The 17,469-nt window shown below is 52.9% G+C and carries 15 protein-coding genes; 9 read left to right on the plus strand and 6 right to left on the minus strand.

Features of this window, described 5'->3' with window-relative positions; genetic code table 11:
- Window positions 1–198 precede the first annotated feature (198 nt).
- The 5 genes from ACLHV9_RS11845 to ACLHV9_RS11865 all read right to left on the minus strand — a co-directional run bounded on the left by ACLHV9_RS11845 (window position 199) and on the right by ACLHV9_RS11865 (window position 5,326).
- Window positions 199–1,122, minus strand: a complete 924-nt coding sequence (locus ACLHV9_RS11845) for a LysR substrate-binding domain-containing protein (RefSeq protein WP_028017465.1) — start codon at window positions 1,120–1,122, stop codon at window positions 199–201.
- Between the two features lie 181 nt (window positions 1,123–1,303).
- The gene (locus ACLHV9_RS11850; RefSeq protein WP_028017464.1) at window positions 1,304–2,188 is read right to left on the minus strand and encodes an SDR family oxidoreductase; all 885 of its coding nucleotides are present in this window, start codon (window positions 2,186–2,188) and stop codon (window positions 1,304–1,306) included.
- A 64-nt stretch (window positions 2,189–2,252) separates the two neighbouring features.
- Window positions 2,253–2,642: a YdeI family stress tolerance OB fold protein gene (locus ACLHV9_RS11855; protein WP_407220519.1), complete on the minus strand. Its 390-nt coding sequence runs from the start codon at window positions 2,640–2,642 to the stop codon at window positions 2,253–2,255.
- A gap of 270 nt (window positions 2,643–2,912) precedes the next feature.
- Window positions 2,913–3,923: a cytochrome d ubiquinol oxidase subunit II gene (cydB, locus tag ACLHV9_RS11860; protein WP_028017463.1), complete on the minus strand. Its 1,011-nt coding sequence runs from the start codon at window positions 3,921–3,923 to the stop codon at window positions 2,913–2,915.
- Window positions 3,923–5,326, minus strand: a complete 1,404-nt coding sequence (locus ACLHV9_RS11865; protein ID WP_407220520.1) for a cytochrome ubiquinol oxidase subunit I — start codon at window positions 5,324–5,326, stop codon at window positions 3,923–3,925. Before ACLHV9_RS11865 ends, cydB begins: the two co-directional genes overlap by 1 nt.
- Here ACLHV9_RS11865 and ACLHV9_RS11870 point away from each other — a divergent pair.
- The 3 genes from ACLHV9_RS11870 (at window position 5,325) to ACLHV9_RS11880 (ending at window position 8,582) form a co-directional block, all read left to right on the plus strand.
- On the plus strand, window positions 5,325–5,486 hold the full coding sequence (locus ACLHV9_RS11870) for a hypothetical protein (protein ID WP_164881334.1): 162 nt from the start codon (window positions 5,325–5,327) through the stop codon (window positions 5,484–5,486). The genes ACLHV9_RS11865 and ACLHV9_RS11870 overlap by 2 nt on opposite strands.
- Before the next feature lie 203 nt (window positions 5,487–5,689).
- Entirely contained in the window at window positions 5,690–7,033 is a 1,344-nt protein-coding gene (locus ACLHV9_RS11875) for a VOC family protein (RefSeq protein ID WP_407220521.1), read from the plus strand.
- Window positions 7,034–7,076: 43 nt separating this feature from the next.
- Window positions 7,077–8,582, plus strand: a complete 1,506-nt coding sequence (locus ACLHV9_RS11880) for a carboxylesterase/lipase family protein (RefSeq protein ID WP_134708403.1) — start codon at window positions 7,077–7,079, stop codon at window positions 8,580–8,582.
- Here ACLHV9_RS11880 and ACLHV9_RS11885 read toward each other — a convergent pair.
- Window positions 8,569–9,411 carry a LysR family transcriptional regulator gene (locus ACLHV9_RS11885; RefSeq protein WP_407220523.1) on the minus strand — a complete coding sequence of 281 codons (843 nt, stop codon included), beginning with the start codon at window positions 9,409–9,411 and terminating at the stop codon, window positions 8,569–8,571. The two genes, ACLHV9_RS11880 and ACLHV9_RS11885, sit on opposite strands and share 14 nt — an antisense overlap.
- A 114-nt stretch (window positions 9,412–9,525) precedes the next feature.
- On the opposite strand from ACLHV9_RS11885, the gene ACLHV9_RS11890 reads away from it, so the two are divergent.
- The 6 genes from ACLHV9_RS11890 (at window position 9,526) to ACLHV9_RS11915 (ending at window position 17,462) form a co-directional block, all read left to right on the plus strand.
- Window positions 9,526–10,695, plus strand: a complete 1,170-nt coding sequence (locus tag ACLHV9_RS11890) for a pyridoxal phosphate-dependent aminotransferase (protein ID WP_108089944.1) — start codon at window positions 9,526–9,528, stop codon at window positions 10,693–10,695.
- Between the two features lie 10 nt (window positions 10,696–10,705).
- The gene (locus ACLHV9_RS11895) at window positions 10,706–11,479 is read left to right on the plus strand and encodes a transporter substrate-binding domain-containing protein (RefSeq protein WP_049007271.1); all 774 of its coding nucleotides are present in this window, start codon (window positions 10,706–10,708) and stop codon (window positions 11,477–11,479) included.
- Window positions 11,480–11,721: 242 nt separating this feature from the next.
- On the plus strand, window positions 11,722–13,377 hold the full coding sequence (locus ACLHV9_RS11900; protein WP_407220524.1) for a glucan biosynthesis protein D: 1,656 nt from the start codon (window positions 11,722–11,724) through the stop codon (window positions 13,375–13,377).
- Between the two features lie 115 nt (window positions 13,378–13,492).
- Complete coding sequence (locus ACLHV9_RS11905) at window positions 13,493–15,475, plus strand: AAA family ATPase (protein WP_108089942.1); 1,983 nt, start codon at window positions 13,493–13,495, stop codon at window positions 15,473–15,475.
- Window positions 15,472–16,830 (plus strand): McrC family protein, encoded by a 1,359-nt coding sequence (locus ACLHV9_RS11910; RefSeq protein WP_108089941.1) that lies wholly within the window; start codon window positions 15,472–15,474, stop codon window positions 16,828–16,830. Before ACLHV9_RS11905 ends, ACLHV9_RS11910 begins: the two co-directional genes overlap by 4 nt.
- A gap of 14 nt (window positions 16,831–16,844) precedes the next feature.
- Window positions 16,845–17,462 carry a hypothetical protein gene (locus tag ACLHV9_RS11915; RefSeq protein WP_049007218.1) on the plus strand — a complete coding sequence of 206 codons (618 nt, stop codon included), beginning with the start codon at window positions 16,845–16,847 and terminating at the stop codon, window positions 17,460–17,462.
- Window positions 17,463–17,469: the final 7 nt, after the last annotated feature.

Consider the following 17,469-nt stretch of genomic DNA (forward strand, 5'->3'; position numbering starts at 1 on the left):
TGCAGAGGGATTAATGATAAATACGAGTGAATTCGGGTTTGTAAAATGATTTGCGAACCATTTGGTGAATTCACGGGTATGATAAAACTGTTAAATTGTTTTACGCAATTGTTAATGAATAATTTCGCATTAATTGATTAGAGCACAGGACTGCCCCTCGCCCCTTTGGGGAGAGGGGTAGAGTGAGGGGAAAGGTTTCTAGACCGGCATAGATTTGCGAATGGCGCTCAGCAGCGTCTGTGCACCTGTGGAAAGCGGGGTATCTACCCGCGTCAGAATACCGATGGGTTCACCGGCGCCAGGCGACGTCACCGGCAGTGCGGTAAGCGTACCCTGGCGTAAATCATCTTTTACCGCGCCGGAGGGAACGAACCAGACGTAGTCGTAATCCAGGGTAAGCTGGCGTGAAAGCGAGGCCGAAAGCGTTTCGATACAACCCGAAGGCAGCGAACATCCCTGCATTTTCAGCAGTGTCTCGGCAGTGTCTCGCGGGACCGTCCCTTTAGGGCAGACCACCACAGGCCACTCCATGACGCGGCTTAACGTCACGGTATCCTGCAACAGAGGGTGGTCAGGACGCACAACCAGCTTCAGTGATTCCAGGAACAACAGTTCGTAATTCAGACCACCCATCAGTTCAGGATCGGACATTCGACCGATGCCAAGATCCAGTTCACCTGATTTCAGCCCCGCGAGCAGCATGGTGTTATTCATGGTGGCAACCTGAATCGTGGTATGTCTTTGCTGTTTGTGGAACTGACCGATGACCGGAGGAAGAATACCCAGTGCAGCGGTAGGCAGGGCTCCCACGCGCACAACTTCGCTGGCGTGCTCTTCTTTGCGATTGAGGGACTGGCCCGCGGTGTTGAGGGCATCAAGCACTTTTACGGCGTGCGTGAGAAATTGCTCGCCCACCAGGGTCAGTTGTGCCCCTAAACGGCCACGGTCAAAAAGACGTGTACCGGTAAGTTGTTCCAGCTCATTCAGCGTTTTCGAGAGAGCAGGCTGGCTCAGGTTAAGAGTTTCAGCCGCACGCCCCAGCGTTCCCTGTTGAGCGACGGCCACAAATGTATGCAAATGGCGCAAGCGGATGCGCTGACTGAACAGACCATTTTTTTCCATAGGCGATGTTAAAAACAGAGCGATGCGGGTGACAAGTTAAGTTGTTTAATTTTGATAACCTGATAGCAAAATATTTTTAACATTTGATCTGTTTGAGTTACAACATGTTTTTCGACGGGGGCACAAAAGCGAACGTCCGTGTTCATTTATCGCGCATTCAGGAGAGGAGTGGCTAACCGGTTTAGATCACGCCGTCACCGCCGTCAGAGCACCACACCTGGCCGGACGTAAAGGAACATTCATCCGAGGCCAGCGTGACGTACAATGGCGCAATCTCGACGGGCTGGCCCGGACGCCCCAGCGGGGTGTCGCCACCGAACTCCTTCACTTTTTCCATCGGTTGCCCGCCGCTGGATTGCAGCACCGTCCAGTAAGGACCTGGGGCGACCGCGTTGACGCGAATGCCTTTTGGCCCCAGCTGTTTGGCTAATGCTTTGGTAAATACCGCCAGACAGGCTTTCGTCTGGGCATAATCCAGCAGTACGGGGCTGGGCTTCACCGCCTGCACGGAGGAGGTATTAATGATAACGGATGAGGCTTTCAGGTGGCGCAGAGCGGCTTTGGTGATCCAGAAAGGGGCATACACGTTCGTTTTAAACGTCGCGTCGAATTCTTCGGTGGTCAGTTCCTCAATTGATTCCCGGAACTGCTGGCGACCGGCGTTATTCACCAGAATATCCAGCCCGCCAAGTTGGGTGGCGGCCTCATCAACCAGGTTCTGGCAGAAGGTTTCGTCCCTGATATCGCCCGGAAGCGCGACGGCGGTGCGGCCTTCAGCTTTAATCAGGTCAATAACGGCTACCGCGTCCTGCTCCTCTTCCGGCAGGTAGTTGATGGCAATATCGGCACCTTCACGGGCATAGGCAATCGCCACCGCACGTCCAATACCGGAGTCTCCTCCGGTTATCAGCGCTTTTTTTCCGGTGAGGCGTCCATGCCCTTTGTAACTTGTTTCCCCATGGTCAGGTACAGGTTGCATTTCGGATGCCAGTCCCGGCGGCGTTTGCGGCTGTTCCGGGAACGGGGGTTGCGGGTAAGCGTTCGTACGTTGTTGGGTATCGCTCATAGCTGACTCCTTAAGCCAAGGGGTGAGATTTGATGGATAACTGCAGCGTTAACGCTTCGCTGAATTATTTCTGCAAACGATCTACGCGGACGACGGCAGGGGATGATTTTTTATCAAGCGAACCGTTAATACCGATCATCTGGTCGGGTTTTACCGTTCTGCCGTCGAAGACTGTCTGGGGAATAATAACGTCGATTTTTCCGGTTTTATCCTGAAATACAAATTTATCGCCGCTACCGTCAATCAGATTACCGCGCAATGAAATTGTTGCACCATCGTGCATTTGTTTTGCCTGAGTGATTGTCATAATGCGCGCATCGTCGGTTCCGCGATATCCGCTATCCAGCGAATGAGGTGGCGGTGGGGCTTCGCCTTTTTGTAATCCGCCGTTATTATCTGCCCATACGGTCGGAGCCAGAAATATCACTAAAGCGAAAGCGGATGATAATTTCATCTGATATCCTTCATTTTTGGGTGAATTGAATTATTAAGTATTATTGCTATTCCTTTATGGGGCAAATGTGATAAGTCCTAAAAACACGCACCTTAAAAATCGAAGGTATTCTGCTATTGGCCGCCATAATAATTGCTATACAGGTATGCGAGAAATTAAATATGCCATGATTGAACGCCATGTATATATTTCGAATATTCCTTTCGAGAAATGACAGGCGGACAGAGAAACATTCTTTTTCGCGACAACAGTCCGCCGTCATGGCGTTCCTCAGTGATAGCCTTCAGTATCCGAAACCTTGCCCCGGAAGACGTAGTAGCTCCAGGCGGTGTACACCAGGATCACCGGAATAATCAGTAATGTCCCGACCAGCATAAACAGCTGGCTGGCAGGCGGGGCAGCGGCCTCCCACAGGGTGATACGCGGCGGAATAATGTTCGGCCAGAGGCTAATGCCCAGTCCGCTAAACCCGAGGAAAATAAGTCCCAGCGTCAGCAGAAAAGGGCGCGCGTGGCTGGTCGGATTGCGGGTCAGGCGCCAGATCAACACGCTGAAGATCCCGACCAGCAGAGGAACCGGCAGGAACCAGAAGAAGTTGGGTAGGGTAAACCAGCGGTCGGCCACGTACTGCCAGCCGAGCGGCGTCCAGACGCTCACCACCGCAATTACCACTATCAGCGCCAGCAGCACGTGGCGGGTCAGCTCGCGCATACGGACCTGCAACGCGCCTTCGCTTTTCATAATGAGCCAGGTTGTGCCCAGCAGCGTGTAGGCGACGACCAGACCGATGCCGCAGAAGAGGTTAAAGGGTGTGAGCCAGTCCAGCGCCGAGCCAACAAACCGCCGTCCCTCCACGTCGAAGCCGTTTATCATCGCCCCCACCACCACGCCCTGGCTGAAGGTGGCGAGCAGGGAGCCGCCAGCAAAGGAGTAGTCCCAGAACTTGCGGTGTGAAGGGGTGGCTTTGAAGCGGAACTCAAAGGCGACGCCGCGAAAAATGAGGCCGATCAGCATCGCGGTGAGGGGGATCGTCAGCGCATCAATAATGACCGCATAGGCCAGCGGAAACGCACCGAAGAGCCCCGCGCCGCCGAGTACCAGCCAGGTCTCGTTACCGTCCCAGACGGGCGCCACGCTGTTGACCATCACATCGCGCTCTCTGGCATCGCCCACGAAGTTAAACAGCAGGCCAATGCCCAGATCGAAGCCATCCATAATGATGTACATCAGCGTGGCAAACACGATGATGGCAAACCAAATCACTGAGATATCGACACCCATCAGATTTTCTCCTCTTCCGGAACAGACTCAGCGGCAGACAGCGGACGGGCAGGCGTGCCCGAGGTGTTTGACGTCAGCGTATCGACGGGCTGAGGACCTTTCTTAATCAGCCGGATGAGATAGACATAGCCTACGCCAAACACCGACGAGTAGACGACGAAGAACGCCAGCAGGCTGATGCTCATCTGCAAGGTGCTGTGCAGCGATACCGCGTCGATGGTGCGCAGGTAGCCATAGACGACCCACGGCTGACGTCCCACTTCGGTGGTCACCCATCCGGCGAGCAGCGCCAGCAGCCCGGCAGGCCCCATGCAGAGGGCAAACCAGTGGAACGGGCGCGAGTGGTAAAGTCGATGGCGATAGCGCAGCCAGACGCTGATAAGACCAAGGGTAATCATCAGCAGTCCCATCCCGACCATCACGCGGAACGACCAGAAAACGATGGTCGAGTTTGGGCGATCTTCTTTCGGAAAGTCTTTCAGCGCCGGGACCTGCTTGTCCAGGCTGTGCGTCAGGATAAGGCTGCCGAGCGCGGGGATTTCCAGACCGTATTTGGTGCGCTCCTCCTCCATATCCGGCAGGCCAAACAGCAGCAGCGGGGTAGCCTCGCCGGGAGGATTTTCCCAGTGCCCCTCAATGGCGGCAATTTTTGCCGGCTGATGCTCAAGCGTGTTCAGGCCGTGCATATCGCCCACCACCGCCTGAATGGGCGCGACCACCAGCGCCATCCACATCGCCATCGAAAACATGGTGCGAACGGCGGGGGTATCGTTACCGCGCAGCAGATGCCATGCGCCCGATGCCCCGACAAACAGCGCGCTGCTCAAAAAAGCGGCGATAGCCATATGAATAAGGCGGTAAGGGAACGAGGGGTTAAAGACAATCGCCAGCCAGTCCTGCGGGATAACCTGCCCGTTCTCGATAGTGAAACCCTGCGGGGTATGCATCCAGCTGTTGGAGGCGAGGATCCAGAAGGTCGACATCAGCGTGCCGAGCGCCACCATGCAAGTTGAAAAGAAGTGCAGACCCGGACCGACCTTATTCCAGCCGAACATCATGACGCCAAGGAAACCGGCTTCCAGGAAGAAGGCGGTTAACACCTCATAGGTCAGGAGTGGGCCGGTAATACTGCCGGCGAACTGTGAGAAGCCGCTCCAGTTGGTGCCAAACTGATACGCCATGACCAGACCGGAAACGACGCCCATCCCGAAGTTAACGGCAAATATCTTGAGCCAGAAATGGTACAGCGATCGCCAGACGTCGTTTTTGGTGCGCAGCCACATGCCCTCCAGCACCACCAGATAGCTGGCGAGCCCGATGGTGATCGCAGGAAACAGGATGTGGAACGAGACGGTAAAAGCGAACTGAATTCTTGCTAAATGGAATGCATCAAGTGCGAACATGGTCCGTACCTCTGAAACGATGGGGCACGCGCATCGCCGGGCTGCTTTTTGCTACCAGGCAAAACCGATTACGGTTTTTGATACCGGTGCCGCAATCGGCCACGGTGAGCAGGTCGGAATGCGGATCGCCGTGCCAACTTCCGCGAACCTCTTTACCTAAAGATAGAGTGTAGACCCTGTTGGCATAATCCTCGTCTGGAGACAGTGTGAGGATAAAATAATGGTTCCGTTTGGGGTTGTTCAGGGGGCCAGTAGCACACGGTTTGACCACTGTCGTCTTAAGATCACAAATCAGAAATTCTTCCCCCAGGAAGGAACGGGTTTCTCTACACTCCAGGTAATATTCACTGGAGGCATGACATCATGGCGAACACCATCACGGCTGATGACATTCGGGAACGCTTTTCGCAGGCTATGTCGGCGATGTACCAGCAGGAAGTTCCGCAATACGGCACTTTGCTCGAACTGGTCGCAGACGTAAACCTGGCGGTTCTGGAAAATAACCCGCTATTACATGAACAACTGGCTAATGCCGATGAACTGGCGCGCCTGAACGTGGAGCGCCACGGGGCGATCCGCGTCGGCACGGCACAGGAACTATCAACCCTGCGTCGTATGTTTGCCATCATGGGCATGTACCCGGTCAGCTATTACGATCTCTCTCAGGCGGGGGTGCCGGTCCACTCCACGGCGTTTCGTCCGATAGACGATGCGGCGCTGTGCCGTAATCCGTTTCGTATCTTTACCTCGCTACTGCGTCTTGAGCTGATTGAAAACGTTGCGCTGCGTGAACGCGCGGCGGAGATCCTGTCTCACCGGAACATCTTTACCCCAAGCTGTCTGGCGCTGATCGAGCTCCATGAGTCGGAAGGGCAGTTTACTGACGCACAGGCGCACGAATTTGTGCAGGAAGCGCTGGAAACCTTCCGCTGGCATCGTCATGCGACGGTCGATCAGGAAACCTATCTGGCCCTGCACAACGAACACCGGCTGATTGCCGATGTGGTTTGCTTCCCGGGCTGCCACATTAACCACCTCACGCCGCGTACCCTGGATATTGACCGGGTGCAGGAGCTGATGCCGAAGTATGGTATAGAACCAAAAGTGCTGATCGAAGGACCTCCTCGTCGCGAAGTGCCTGTGCTCTTACGACAGACCAGCTTTAAGGCGCTTGAAGAACCAGTGCTGTTTGCCGGAGAACATAAAGGCACACATACCGCGCGGTTTGGTGAAATTGAACAGCGCGGCGTGGCGCTGACGCCAAAAGGCCGTGAACTGTACGATAGCCTGCTCGCACAGGCCGGTACCGGTAAAGATAACCTGACCCACCAGCTGCATTTGCGGGAGATCTTTAACGCTTTCCCGGACAGCGAAATGCTAATGCGTCGTCAGGAGCTGGCCTATTTCCGCTATCGTCTGACGCCTGCGGGGGAAGCGCATCGCCACGCGTTTCGTCCCGGAGACGATCCGCAGCCGCTGATCGAACGTGGGTGGGTGGTCGCTCAGCCGATTACCTACGAAGATTTCCTGCCGGTCAGCGCTGCCGGGATATTCCAGTCCAATCTCGGGAACGAAACCCAGGCGCGCAGCCACGGAAATGCCAGCCGCGATGCCTTTGAAGCGGCGCTGGGCTGCACGGTGTATGACGAGTTTACGCTCTATCAGGAGGCTGAAGTACGAAGCAAACAGCGTTGCGGTTTGCTCTGAAACCGTTACTCTGCTGGGGTGTGATGGAAAAATTAAGGTCGTTATGCAAAATCCTTCCGCCCCTGTGGTTGAAACGCGCTGCGGCGCACTGTCTGGTTTAACCGATGAAAATGTCCATGTCTGGTGCGGTATTCCCTACGCCGCACCGCCCGTGGGCGAGTGGCGCTGGCGTTCCCCGCGGCGGCCTGAACCGTGGGATGGACTTCGCGAAGCCACCACCTTTTCGGCCTCAAGCTGGCAAAGCAGCGAGTATTGTCAGGAGCTAGGCGGCGGCGATCCGGGCCAGTTTTCTGAAGATTGTCTCTATCTCAACGTCTGGTCTCCCAAAGAGCGCGCGGAATCGCTTCCGGTGATGGTCTGGCTGCACGGCGGCGGGTTTACCATTGGTGCCGGGGGGCTGCCGCCCTATAACGGCAAAGCGCTGGCAATGCGCGGTGTGGTTGTAGTCACGATCAACTATCGCCTCGGTCATCTTGGCTTCTTTGCCCATCCTGCACTGGAGGGCGAAGAATATCGCGTTGTGCATAATTTTGCCCTGCTGGACCAGATCGCCGCGCTCGAATGGGTGCGGGATAACATTGCTGCGTTTGGCGGCGACCCTGCTAACGTGACCCTGTTTGGCGAATCCGCGGGCGCGCGCAGCGTGCTTTCGCTGCTGGCCTCGCCATTGGCAGAAGGATTGTTCCATAAGGCGATTGTACAAAGCGGTTACACCTTACCTGACACGCCGCGCGAGCAGGCACTGCAGAAGGGGGAAGCGCTGGCCGCCCATTTTGGCCTGGAGAATGCGACAGCCGAAGAGCTACGCGCTATTCCGCCCGACGCGTTCTGGCCATTAACCGCACCGCTGAACATTGCCCCGGCACCCATCGTCGGGGATTGCGTGCTGCCGGAAGCGATGCTCGATGTCTTCTTTGCCGCCCGACAACATCCTGTGCCGGTGATGATTGGCTCAAACAGCGATGAAGCCAGCGTGATGGCGGTGTTTGGTATCGATCTTGCCGGGCAAATCCAGAAACTGCGCCGCGAACGTCGCTTTGGTCTGGGGTTGATTAAGCTGCTCTATCCTGGCGTCAAAGGGGACGAAGAGCTGGGCCGACAGGTGTGCCGCGATATGGCGTTCACCACGATGGGCTACGTAGTGATGCAGGCTCAACAGCGCATCGGCGGATTGTGCTGGCGTTACTGGTTCGACTATGTCGCGGAAGCAGAACATGACACATACATCAACGGCGCCTGGCATGGCAATGAAGTTCCCTATGTGTTCGATACGCTTGGTCAGGTAGAACCGTCGCGTCAGTATGTTAATGCACGCGATCTCCAGTTTGCTGCCCAGGTGGCCGATTATTGGGTAAGTTTCGCGCGTGACGCCGGGAGGCGCGACATTCTGCCGGGCCCCACGCACTGGCCAGCATGTCGCAAAGGGAGGGACGTTCTGTTACGTATTGGAGTGAATAAACATGCAGGTTTCAGGCTTGAAAACCGCTTTATGCGTGCCCGCATGAGTCTCTTCAAGCGGGTGATGAAACATCACGTCAGCCTCGACTAAGCAAACAAGCGCGAAACGCCGCCAGCCCATTTTCTTCGCCAGGCGTTTCGCGCAGCACCAGGCGGTAGCTCGCGCCGGTTTTTATACTTTTCTCATAGGGCCGCGTTAGCCTTCCGGCACGGACATCTTCTTCTACCAGCGTTTCGTCGGCAATGGCGACGCCCAGCCCCTGAATGGCCGCCGTAATGGCGAGATCCATCGTATCGAAGTGTTGATTTTTGTGCATAACAAAGCCCGGGCCTTCCTGTTTTGCCAGCCACAATGACCAGTCTGTCTTATCCCTTGTGGGGTGAAGAAATGTCAACGAACCCAGTGCGGCACTCGCGCGCATAGGGCTAAGCACCGGGGTTAACGCCTCTTCAAACAGCAGGTCGCCGGCACTCATGTGCGTGCCGAACACGATGGCCGCGTCGTAAGATTCGGTTTTGAAATTCACGTTGTGATCGGTGGTGGTGGTCAACGCAATTTGCAGATCCGGCTGTTCACGCTCCACCTCCAGCAGGCGGGGGACCAGCCAGCGCATGGCGCAGGTGGGGGCTTTTAAGCGGATGACGGTTTGCTGGCTGCGGGCCCGGTCGGCCACCGTCAGCAATTGCTCAAAAGACGATTGCAGTTCAGGCAACAGGGCGCTTCCCTGCGGTGACAGCCGCAGCCCACGCGCATGACGCTCAAATAGCGGAAAGCCAAACCACGCTTCAAGGGAAGCGATCTTGCGGCTCACTGCCCCCTGTGTCAGGCAAAGCTCAGCGGCGGCGTGGGTGAGGTTCAGGTGACGCGCGGTGACTAAAAATGCGTCGATGGCATTGAGCGGGAGCGAACGGCGCGACATATAAACACCTCAGCTATGCATTTTTCTCATGGCTATTATGACAACAATTCGATTGTCCCGACAACTCACTTGTTGTTTGAATAGTTATGCAATGTCCATGAGAAGGGAAAGAGGATGACTTTACGAACGCCGGTGCAAACACGCTCTAAACTGCCTGATGTGGGTACCACCATTTTTACCGTTATCGGCCAGCTCTCGGCGCAGCATAACGCGATTAACCTTTCTCAGGGCGCACCGAATTTTTCCTGCGACCCGAAGCTGATTGCGGGCGTCACCCGCGCAATGGAGGCAGGGCACAACCAGTACGCAGCGATGACCGGTCTGCAGCCGCTCAAAGAACGCATTGCCGATAAAATTGCCACCCTCTACGGCACGCAGTATGACCCAGGTAGCGAGGTGCTGGTCACCGCCAGCGCCAGCGAAGGACTTTATTCGGCAATCAGCGGGCTGGTGCACCCGGGCGATGAGGTGATCTATTTTGAACCGTCATTTGACAGCTATGCGCCAATTGTCCGCCTGCAGGGGGCAACCCCGGTCGCCATCAAACTCACGGTGCCGGATTTTGCCGTCAACTGGGATGAAGTGCGTGCCGCGATCACCCCGCGTACGCGTATGATTATCATCAATACCCCGCACAACCCGAGCGGTCAGGTTTTCTCAGCTAATGATCTGCAGCAGCTGGCGGCGCTGACGCGCAATACCGATATCATTATTTTGTCTGACGAAGTGTACGAACACGTCGTTTTTGATGGTGAACCGCACCACGGGATGGCTACACACCCGCAGCTGGCGGAACGTAGCGTGATTATCTCTTCTTTCGGAAAAACCTATCACGTTACCGGGTGGCGAGTGGGTTACTGTGTTGCTCCGGCGGTACTGATGGACGAGATTTGTAAAGTCCATCAATTTTTAATGTTTTCTGCCGATACGCCAATGCAGCATGCCTTTGCTGAACATATGGTCGACCCGCAAACCTGGCTGTCGCTGTCGGCGTTTTACCAGCGTAAGCGCGATCTGCTGCAAAGCCTGCTTGAGGATTCGCCGTTTACCCTGTTGCCGAGTGCCGGATCGTTCTTCATGCTGGCGGACTACAGCCAGTTTAGCGATGAGTGTGACAGCGAGCTGGTGAAACGGCTGATCGTTGAGTACGGTGTTGCCACCATTCCGCTGTCGGCGTTTTATGCGGACGGTACGGATAATAAATTGATTCGTCTCTCTTTTGCGAAAGATGAGGCGACGTTACGGGCAGGTGCCCAGGCCCTGTGTCGGGTTAAACCACGCTGAGGAGTATTGGATGAAATTACGCGCGTTAGTTGTCGGCATGGGATTGCTGTGTACTTTTTCTTCCTTCGCGGCTACCGAGCTGCGTTACGGTCTGGAAGCGGAATATCCGCCGTTTGAGAGCCGTAATGCGGCGGGCGAACTGGAAGGGTTTGACGTTGAACTGGGGAATGCCATTTGTAAAGCCGCAGCGCTGAAGTGCACCTGGGTTGAAACCTCGTTTGATGCGTTGATTCCGGGGCTGGTGGCGAAGAAATTCGACGCGATCAACTCGGCGATGAATATCACCGAACAGCGCCGCAAGAGTATTGATTTTACCCAACCGATCTACCGTATTCCGTCGCAGCTGGTCGGTAAGGCCGGAACGGCGGTAGAGGCGACTCCCGAAGGGCTGAAGGGAAAAACCATCGGTGTGCTGCAGGGGTCCATTCAGGAAACCTATGCGAAAGAGCACTGGGAAAAGCAGGGTGTCACCGTGGTGTCTTATAAAGATCAGAATATGGCCTGGGGCGATCTGCTGAATGGTCGGATCGACGCCTCGCTGGTCATGTCAGCGGCCGGGCAGGCAGGTTTCCTCAGCAAGCCGCAGGGGAAAGGGTTTGGCTTCATCGGCAAACCGGTGTCTGACGACACTATCCTCGGCAGTGGGATCGGTTTTGGGTTGCGTAAAGGTGACGAGGCCACCAAAAAGCAACTTGATGCCGCGATTGATAAAGTACGTGCCGACGGCACGATCGCTAAACTCGCTGATAAGTACTTCCCGGGTATCGATGTCAGCGTAAAATAACCGCCTCATTGGCCCCGGCGAACGATGTCGCGCCGGGGCATTTTTCTACACATTCTCCAGGCTTTCTTTACACCACTTTCGGGCCGTTCTGGTCGACAGAAAATATTTCACACTTTGTTCATATAATCACCGGCCAACAATTGGATTCTTAACCATTTTTGTTTAGGCTGTGCGTTCTTTCTTGCCGTCATTTCGCCGAGCGCGAAACACATTCACACGACCATAAGGACGTTTTTCCAGGCATGAATCGCAGACGTTTTCTAAAAGGCTCGCTGGCAGTGGCAGCCCTGAGCGGCACATCTGGCCTTGCTTCTCTGTTTTCCAAAGCGGCATACGCTGCTGACTCTGACATTGCTGACGGCCAGAGCCGTCGTTTTGATTTCTCCGTACTGCAATCCATGGCGCATGACCTGGCGAAAACCCCGTGGGGTGGTGCGCCGCGCCCGCTGCCGGACACGCTGGCCACCATGACGCCGCAGGCGTACAACGCCATCCGCTACGATGAAAAGCAGTCTCTGTGGAATAACATTGAAGGGCGTCAACTGGACGTGCAGTTCTTCCATATGGGAATGGGTTTCCGTCGCCGCGTGCGGATGTTCTCGCTCGACCAGTCTACTTCTATGGCGCGCGAGATCCACTTCCGTCCGGAGCTGTTCAGCTATGGTGAAACGGGGGTGGATACCAAACAGCTGGAAGGGCAAAGCGATCTCGGCTTTGCGGGCTTCCGTGCGTTTAAAGTCCCTGAACTGGCGCGTCGCGATATCGTCTCTTTCCTCGGTGCGAGCTATTTCCGTGCGGTTGATGACACCTACCAATATGGTCTTTCCGCACGTGGTCTGGCGGTGGATACCTTTACCGACACGCCGGAAGAGTTCCCGGATTTCACCTCGTTCTGGTTTGAAACCGTCAAACCTGGCGACACCACTTTTATCGTTTATACGCTGCTGGACAGCCCAAGCATCACTGGTGCTTATAAATTCGTGATCCACTGCGAGAAGAGCCAGGTGATTATGGAGGTGGAAAACCACCTCTATGCGCGTAAAGACATTAAGCAACTCGGCATCGCGCCGATGACCAGCATGTTCAGCTGCGGTAATAACGAACGCCGCATGTGTGACACCATTCACCCGCAAATTCATGACTCCGACCGCCTGGCCATGTGGCGCGGCAACGGGGAGTGGATCTGTCGTCCGCTGAACAACCCGCAGAAGCTGCAGTTCAATGCCTATATGGACAAGAATCCGAAAGGGTTCGGCCTGCTGCAACTTGATCGCGATTTCTCGCACTATCAGGACGTGATGGGCTGGTATAACAAACGCCCAAGTCTGTGGGTTGAGCCGCGCAATGACTGGGGCAAAGGCTCAGTTGGCCTGATGGAGATCCCGACTACGGGTGAAACGCTGGATAACGTCGTCTGCTTCTGGCAGCCAGAAAAAGCGGTCAAAGCGGGCGACGAGCTGGACTTCAAATATCGCCTCTACTGGAGCGCCATGCCGCCAGTGCGTTCTCCGCTGGCAACGGTCTTCGCGACCCGCACCGGTATGGGTGGCTTCCCGGAAGGGTGGGCACCCGGCGAAAATTACCCGAAAGTGTGGGCCCGTCGCTTCGCTATCGACTTTGTCGGTGGCGACCTGAAAGCGGCTGCACCAAAAGGCATCGAGCCGGTCATTACGCTCTCCAGCGGTGAAGCGAAGCAGGTTGAGATCCTTTACGTTGAACCGTTTGACGGCTATCGCATTCTGTTTGACTGGTATCCAACATCGGATTCGACCGAACCAGTGGACATGCGTTTGTTCCTGCGCTGCCAGGGGGATGCCATCAGTGAAACCTGGCTGTATCAGTATTTCCCGCCAGCACCGGATAAACGTCAGTACGTTGATGACAGGGTAATGCGTTAATCGAGTTGAACTGCGCCTGGTAAGCGTAACGCTGCTGGGCGATTAACAGTTATAAATCATGATTTAGCATATGTTCTCATTTGTGCTGCTTTTTTAACAAGGAGTGGTGTAGGAAATGCTGAATTCGCTCCAGATATTCCAGGCACTGAATGAATTGGGTTACCGGCTTGAGGATGGAAAATTCGAGCCAAGCTATGCATCCGAGCATCCGCTCGGAAATGGGAAGTATCTGTATGTCAAACGCAGTCGGGACGGCGTTGTTAACAAGAGCCCATTGGTTCTCGCACCAGACACCCTTGCCTTAAAGGCGGAAATTGATCGCATTGAGGGTCTCTACTGCCTTTGGGAAAAAGTAAAAAGCACCAGCTATCGACGTTACCCGAAAGATAATGGTACCTCCCAATATGGTTATGCAACTGATGTTGAATCAGTCGAAGCGCTACAGGCTCTCGTGAATTTGTTGAGAGGCCAACCCTCTTTGATCACCCAGCCTGGACTAAAAAGAGACAACGAAAACAAGGAGCAATCGTTAATGTATCCCTTAAACCAGATTCTCTTTGGACCACCAGGCACGGGTAAAACCTACACGACGACCGAATTGGCTGTCAAAATTGCGGATAATGCATGGTATCAACAGGCTACGCGTGAGCATCATGGCAATGACTTACGGGAAAAGGTAAAGCAGCGGTATCAGATTCTGGTAGAAAAGCAGCGCATCATGTTTACCACTTTCCATCAAAGTTTCTCCTATGAGGACTTTATCGAGGGTATTCGTGCGACTACTGATGAAAGCTCGAGTACGCTTCGCTACGAAGTTATGGATGGTATTTTTAAGCAGCTGTGCCTGAATGCTGAAGTTAAAACGAGTGGTAGTTCAACGCAGTCATTGTCTTTGAATGGGAGACGGATTTGGAAAATGTCTCTTGGAAATACTCTTGACGGTGAAGATTATATTTTTGATGAATGCCTTGCGAACAATTATATTTTATTGGGTTGGGGTGATAATCTTGATTTTAGTGGTTGCACTACTCCTGCGGATGTCCGATTACGAATAGACGAATCGAATGAAGGCCAGGTTGAGAGAAGTGAATACATGTTGACTGCGGTCAACATGTTTAAAAATATCATTCGGAATGGTGATCTGGTTATTATTTCCGATGGTAATCATAAGTTCAGGGCCATCGCCGAGATCGCCGGAGATTATCAATTCCTGCCAAATGATGAACGCGTAGGCTATCACCAAATGCGTAAGGTCAACTGGTTACGAACTTATTCACCGAGCTTACCGAAAGAGCAGCTTTTTTTAAAAGCACTTTCACAGATGACATTATATGAGTTGAGGGATGCCTCAATTGACAGGGAAAAACTGTCTCAATTATTGGCCCCGGTAGAAACAAGTGATAATCAAGCATTACCGCATGTGCTCATTATCGATGAGATAAACAGGGGAAATATTGCCCGTATCTTTGGTGAATTGATTACTCTGTTGGAATCCGATAAACGATTGGGAGCTGAAGATTCCCGCTCCTTAGTCCTGCCTTATTCTAAACAGCTGTTTTCCGTGCCAAGAAATGTCTATGTCATTGGGACGATGAATACTGCGGATAAATCCCTGATACAAATGGACCTGGCGCTAAGACGACGCTTTAGCTTTACCGAAATGCCTGCACGACCGGAGTTATTAGCTGGGGTCACTGCGTTTGGCGTTGATGTCGAAACGTTGTTAACGCGCATTAATCAACGTATCGAAGCACTGCTGGATAGTGAGCATATGATTGGTCATGCTTACTTCATGCCATTAAAGAAATTAGAAAATAACGCCGACCGTGAAGCCTGTCTTGCCAGCATCTTCCAGGAAAAACTCATTCCATTGCTGAGAGAGTATTTCTTTGATGATTATGAACGTATCGGTTGGGTGCTTAATGATTCAGTGAAAGCGAAAGAAAACCGTTTTATTCTCTTGCAACAGTCAGCACAATTACCGTCATTTTCTGCGCTATTCCCGAAAGATATTGCGGATAGTTTGTCTGACAGGCGTTTTCGTATTAATGAACATGCTTTCGTGTCGGCAGAAGCTTATCAGGGTATTGTGGCATGATGATTCAGGTCCGGGAATATGCTCTGCTTACCTGTGATAACTCTCAACCAGCCAGTATGGATTTGGGGATTGTCTCTGAAGCAACATTTTCCTGGCTTGAGCAATTGCAACAAAAGTGGAGTGGTACCTCTCAAATTCTCAGCCGGGAAGGGAGGCGATTTTTGCGTTTGGGAAGCTATGTCGGTTATCTGCAATCCCCGACTGGCGAGTCAATTGAAATTCTGCCAAAAACCACTCTTGACGTTCCCGTTGAAATAGTCCCTCTGCGTCAGCTTTTACGCCGAATGCTAAGTGCCTCTACCGGAATTGCACCTCGTGAGGCGAGCCAGGCGGTATTGCAACGTAGTGACCAGCCTCTACATGAATGGATAATCAGCGAGTTTTTGCGACATCTTACTGATTTAGTTCGCAAAGGACTGCGTTTCGATTATCACCTCATTGATGATGAGCATAGTGCGTTCATCCGTGGTCAATTGGATGTCACTGCGCAAATGAGAATGCCTCCGGGCAGAGGCACTCATTTTCATGTGCGTTATGCTGAGTTCTCCCCTCAGCGTATCGAAAATCGCCTGTTACGGACTGCTTTAGACTGGACTCTCAAAATGACCAGACAAGGGCAGAGCTGGAGGCAGGCAAATTCACTTAGCCACCAACTGGATGGCATAGTGCCGATCTCTGGCAGTACAACACTTTCAATGAGGCAGTGGAGTGACGGTAAATATCTCTTTGGCTATCGCGCGATAAAGCCGTGGTGCCAGCTCATTCTTGAACAGATGAATCCAGATTTTCAATATGGATTGCATCAGGGAATATCTTTGCTGTTCCCTATGGAGAAGTTATATGAGGGCTGGGTAGGATACGGTCTGGCTGGAGCGTTGCATCACGATTACCAGCTTATTGAGCAGACTAAGAGCCAGTACTTGTTAGAACATGTTCCTGTTGGAGAAAAGTTATCTCAGCGATGGTTCATGCTTAAACCTGACTTTCTTATCACCGGCGAGCAGACGGTGGTTATGGATGCTAAATGGAAGCTATTAGATAGCAGAGCTGATGATGCTCTGAGGAAGTATGAAATCAGCCAGTCGGACCTGTATCAGATGTTCGCCTATGGGCAAAAGTATCTTCATGGGAAAGGCAAAATGATGCTGATTTATCCGCGTCATCAGTACTTTGCTGCGCCATTACCGGTGTTCCGTTTTGACGAAGATTTATCTCTATGGTGTGTGCCCTTTGACCTTGAATCTGGTGGATTGGTGAAAGGCGAATGGCAGGATTCGTTCAGTTGCTTCCCTGAAGATGAGCCTGAAGTCATTTATGATGAGCAACAAAACAGCCACGCATTTCACGAATATTAAAGGGAGACAGAATCATGGCTTATAAAGATTTCTATCATCTAATGTTGGAGTATTTTTCCCACCCAGTCGAGCTGTTCACTGGATCAAGGAATGTTCCTTTCACTCTCTACACTGAAGAGCAAAAGCTGTTTGTTCGAAATGGAAAAGATAATATTAGCCGTATCGATCCCAAAGAGGTTGCAGCATTTGTTGAGCGGTTTGAAGAAGCTGAAAGTTTGTTAGCGAAAGACTACCAGGATGTGACTTTCAAAGCCTCCTATCTCCTGGCTGCGATGAAATATATTACTGATCGTAATGCCTCCGTTGTGCGATTTCACAGTGAAGAACTCGATAACAGCGAAGTGCAATATAAAAACTGGCTGAATGCAAACCCTGAAGGCTATGTTTTAAATTTGCGTAAAAGAAGTGAAATAAGCAGTGAGATGGATCCTTCAAATTCAACTTTCCTGCATTCTGCCGGTTGCTCTTCAGTAAATAATGAACGTAGTTACACTCACTCTGAGCCATTCACGGGTAATGAATACTTTAAGATTTGCTCAGCAAATTTTTATGCGCTCGAGCAAGAAGCCATGAGAATAACAAAGCTTAGTATTGTGAAACGGCATTCTTGTTTAAAGAGTCACATTCGTTAATATGAGG

The organism is Enterobacter sp. CPE_E890 (genome assembly GCF_046521475.1).
In the GTDB taxonomy this organism is placed as follows: domain Bacteria; phylum Pseudomonadota; class Gammaproteobacteria; order Enterobacterales; family Enterobacteriaceae; genus Enterobacter; species Enterobacter adelaidei.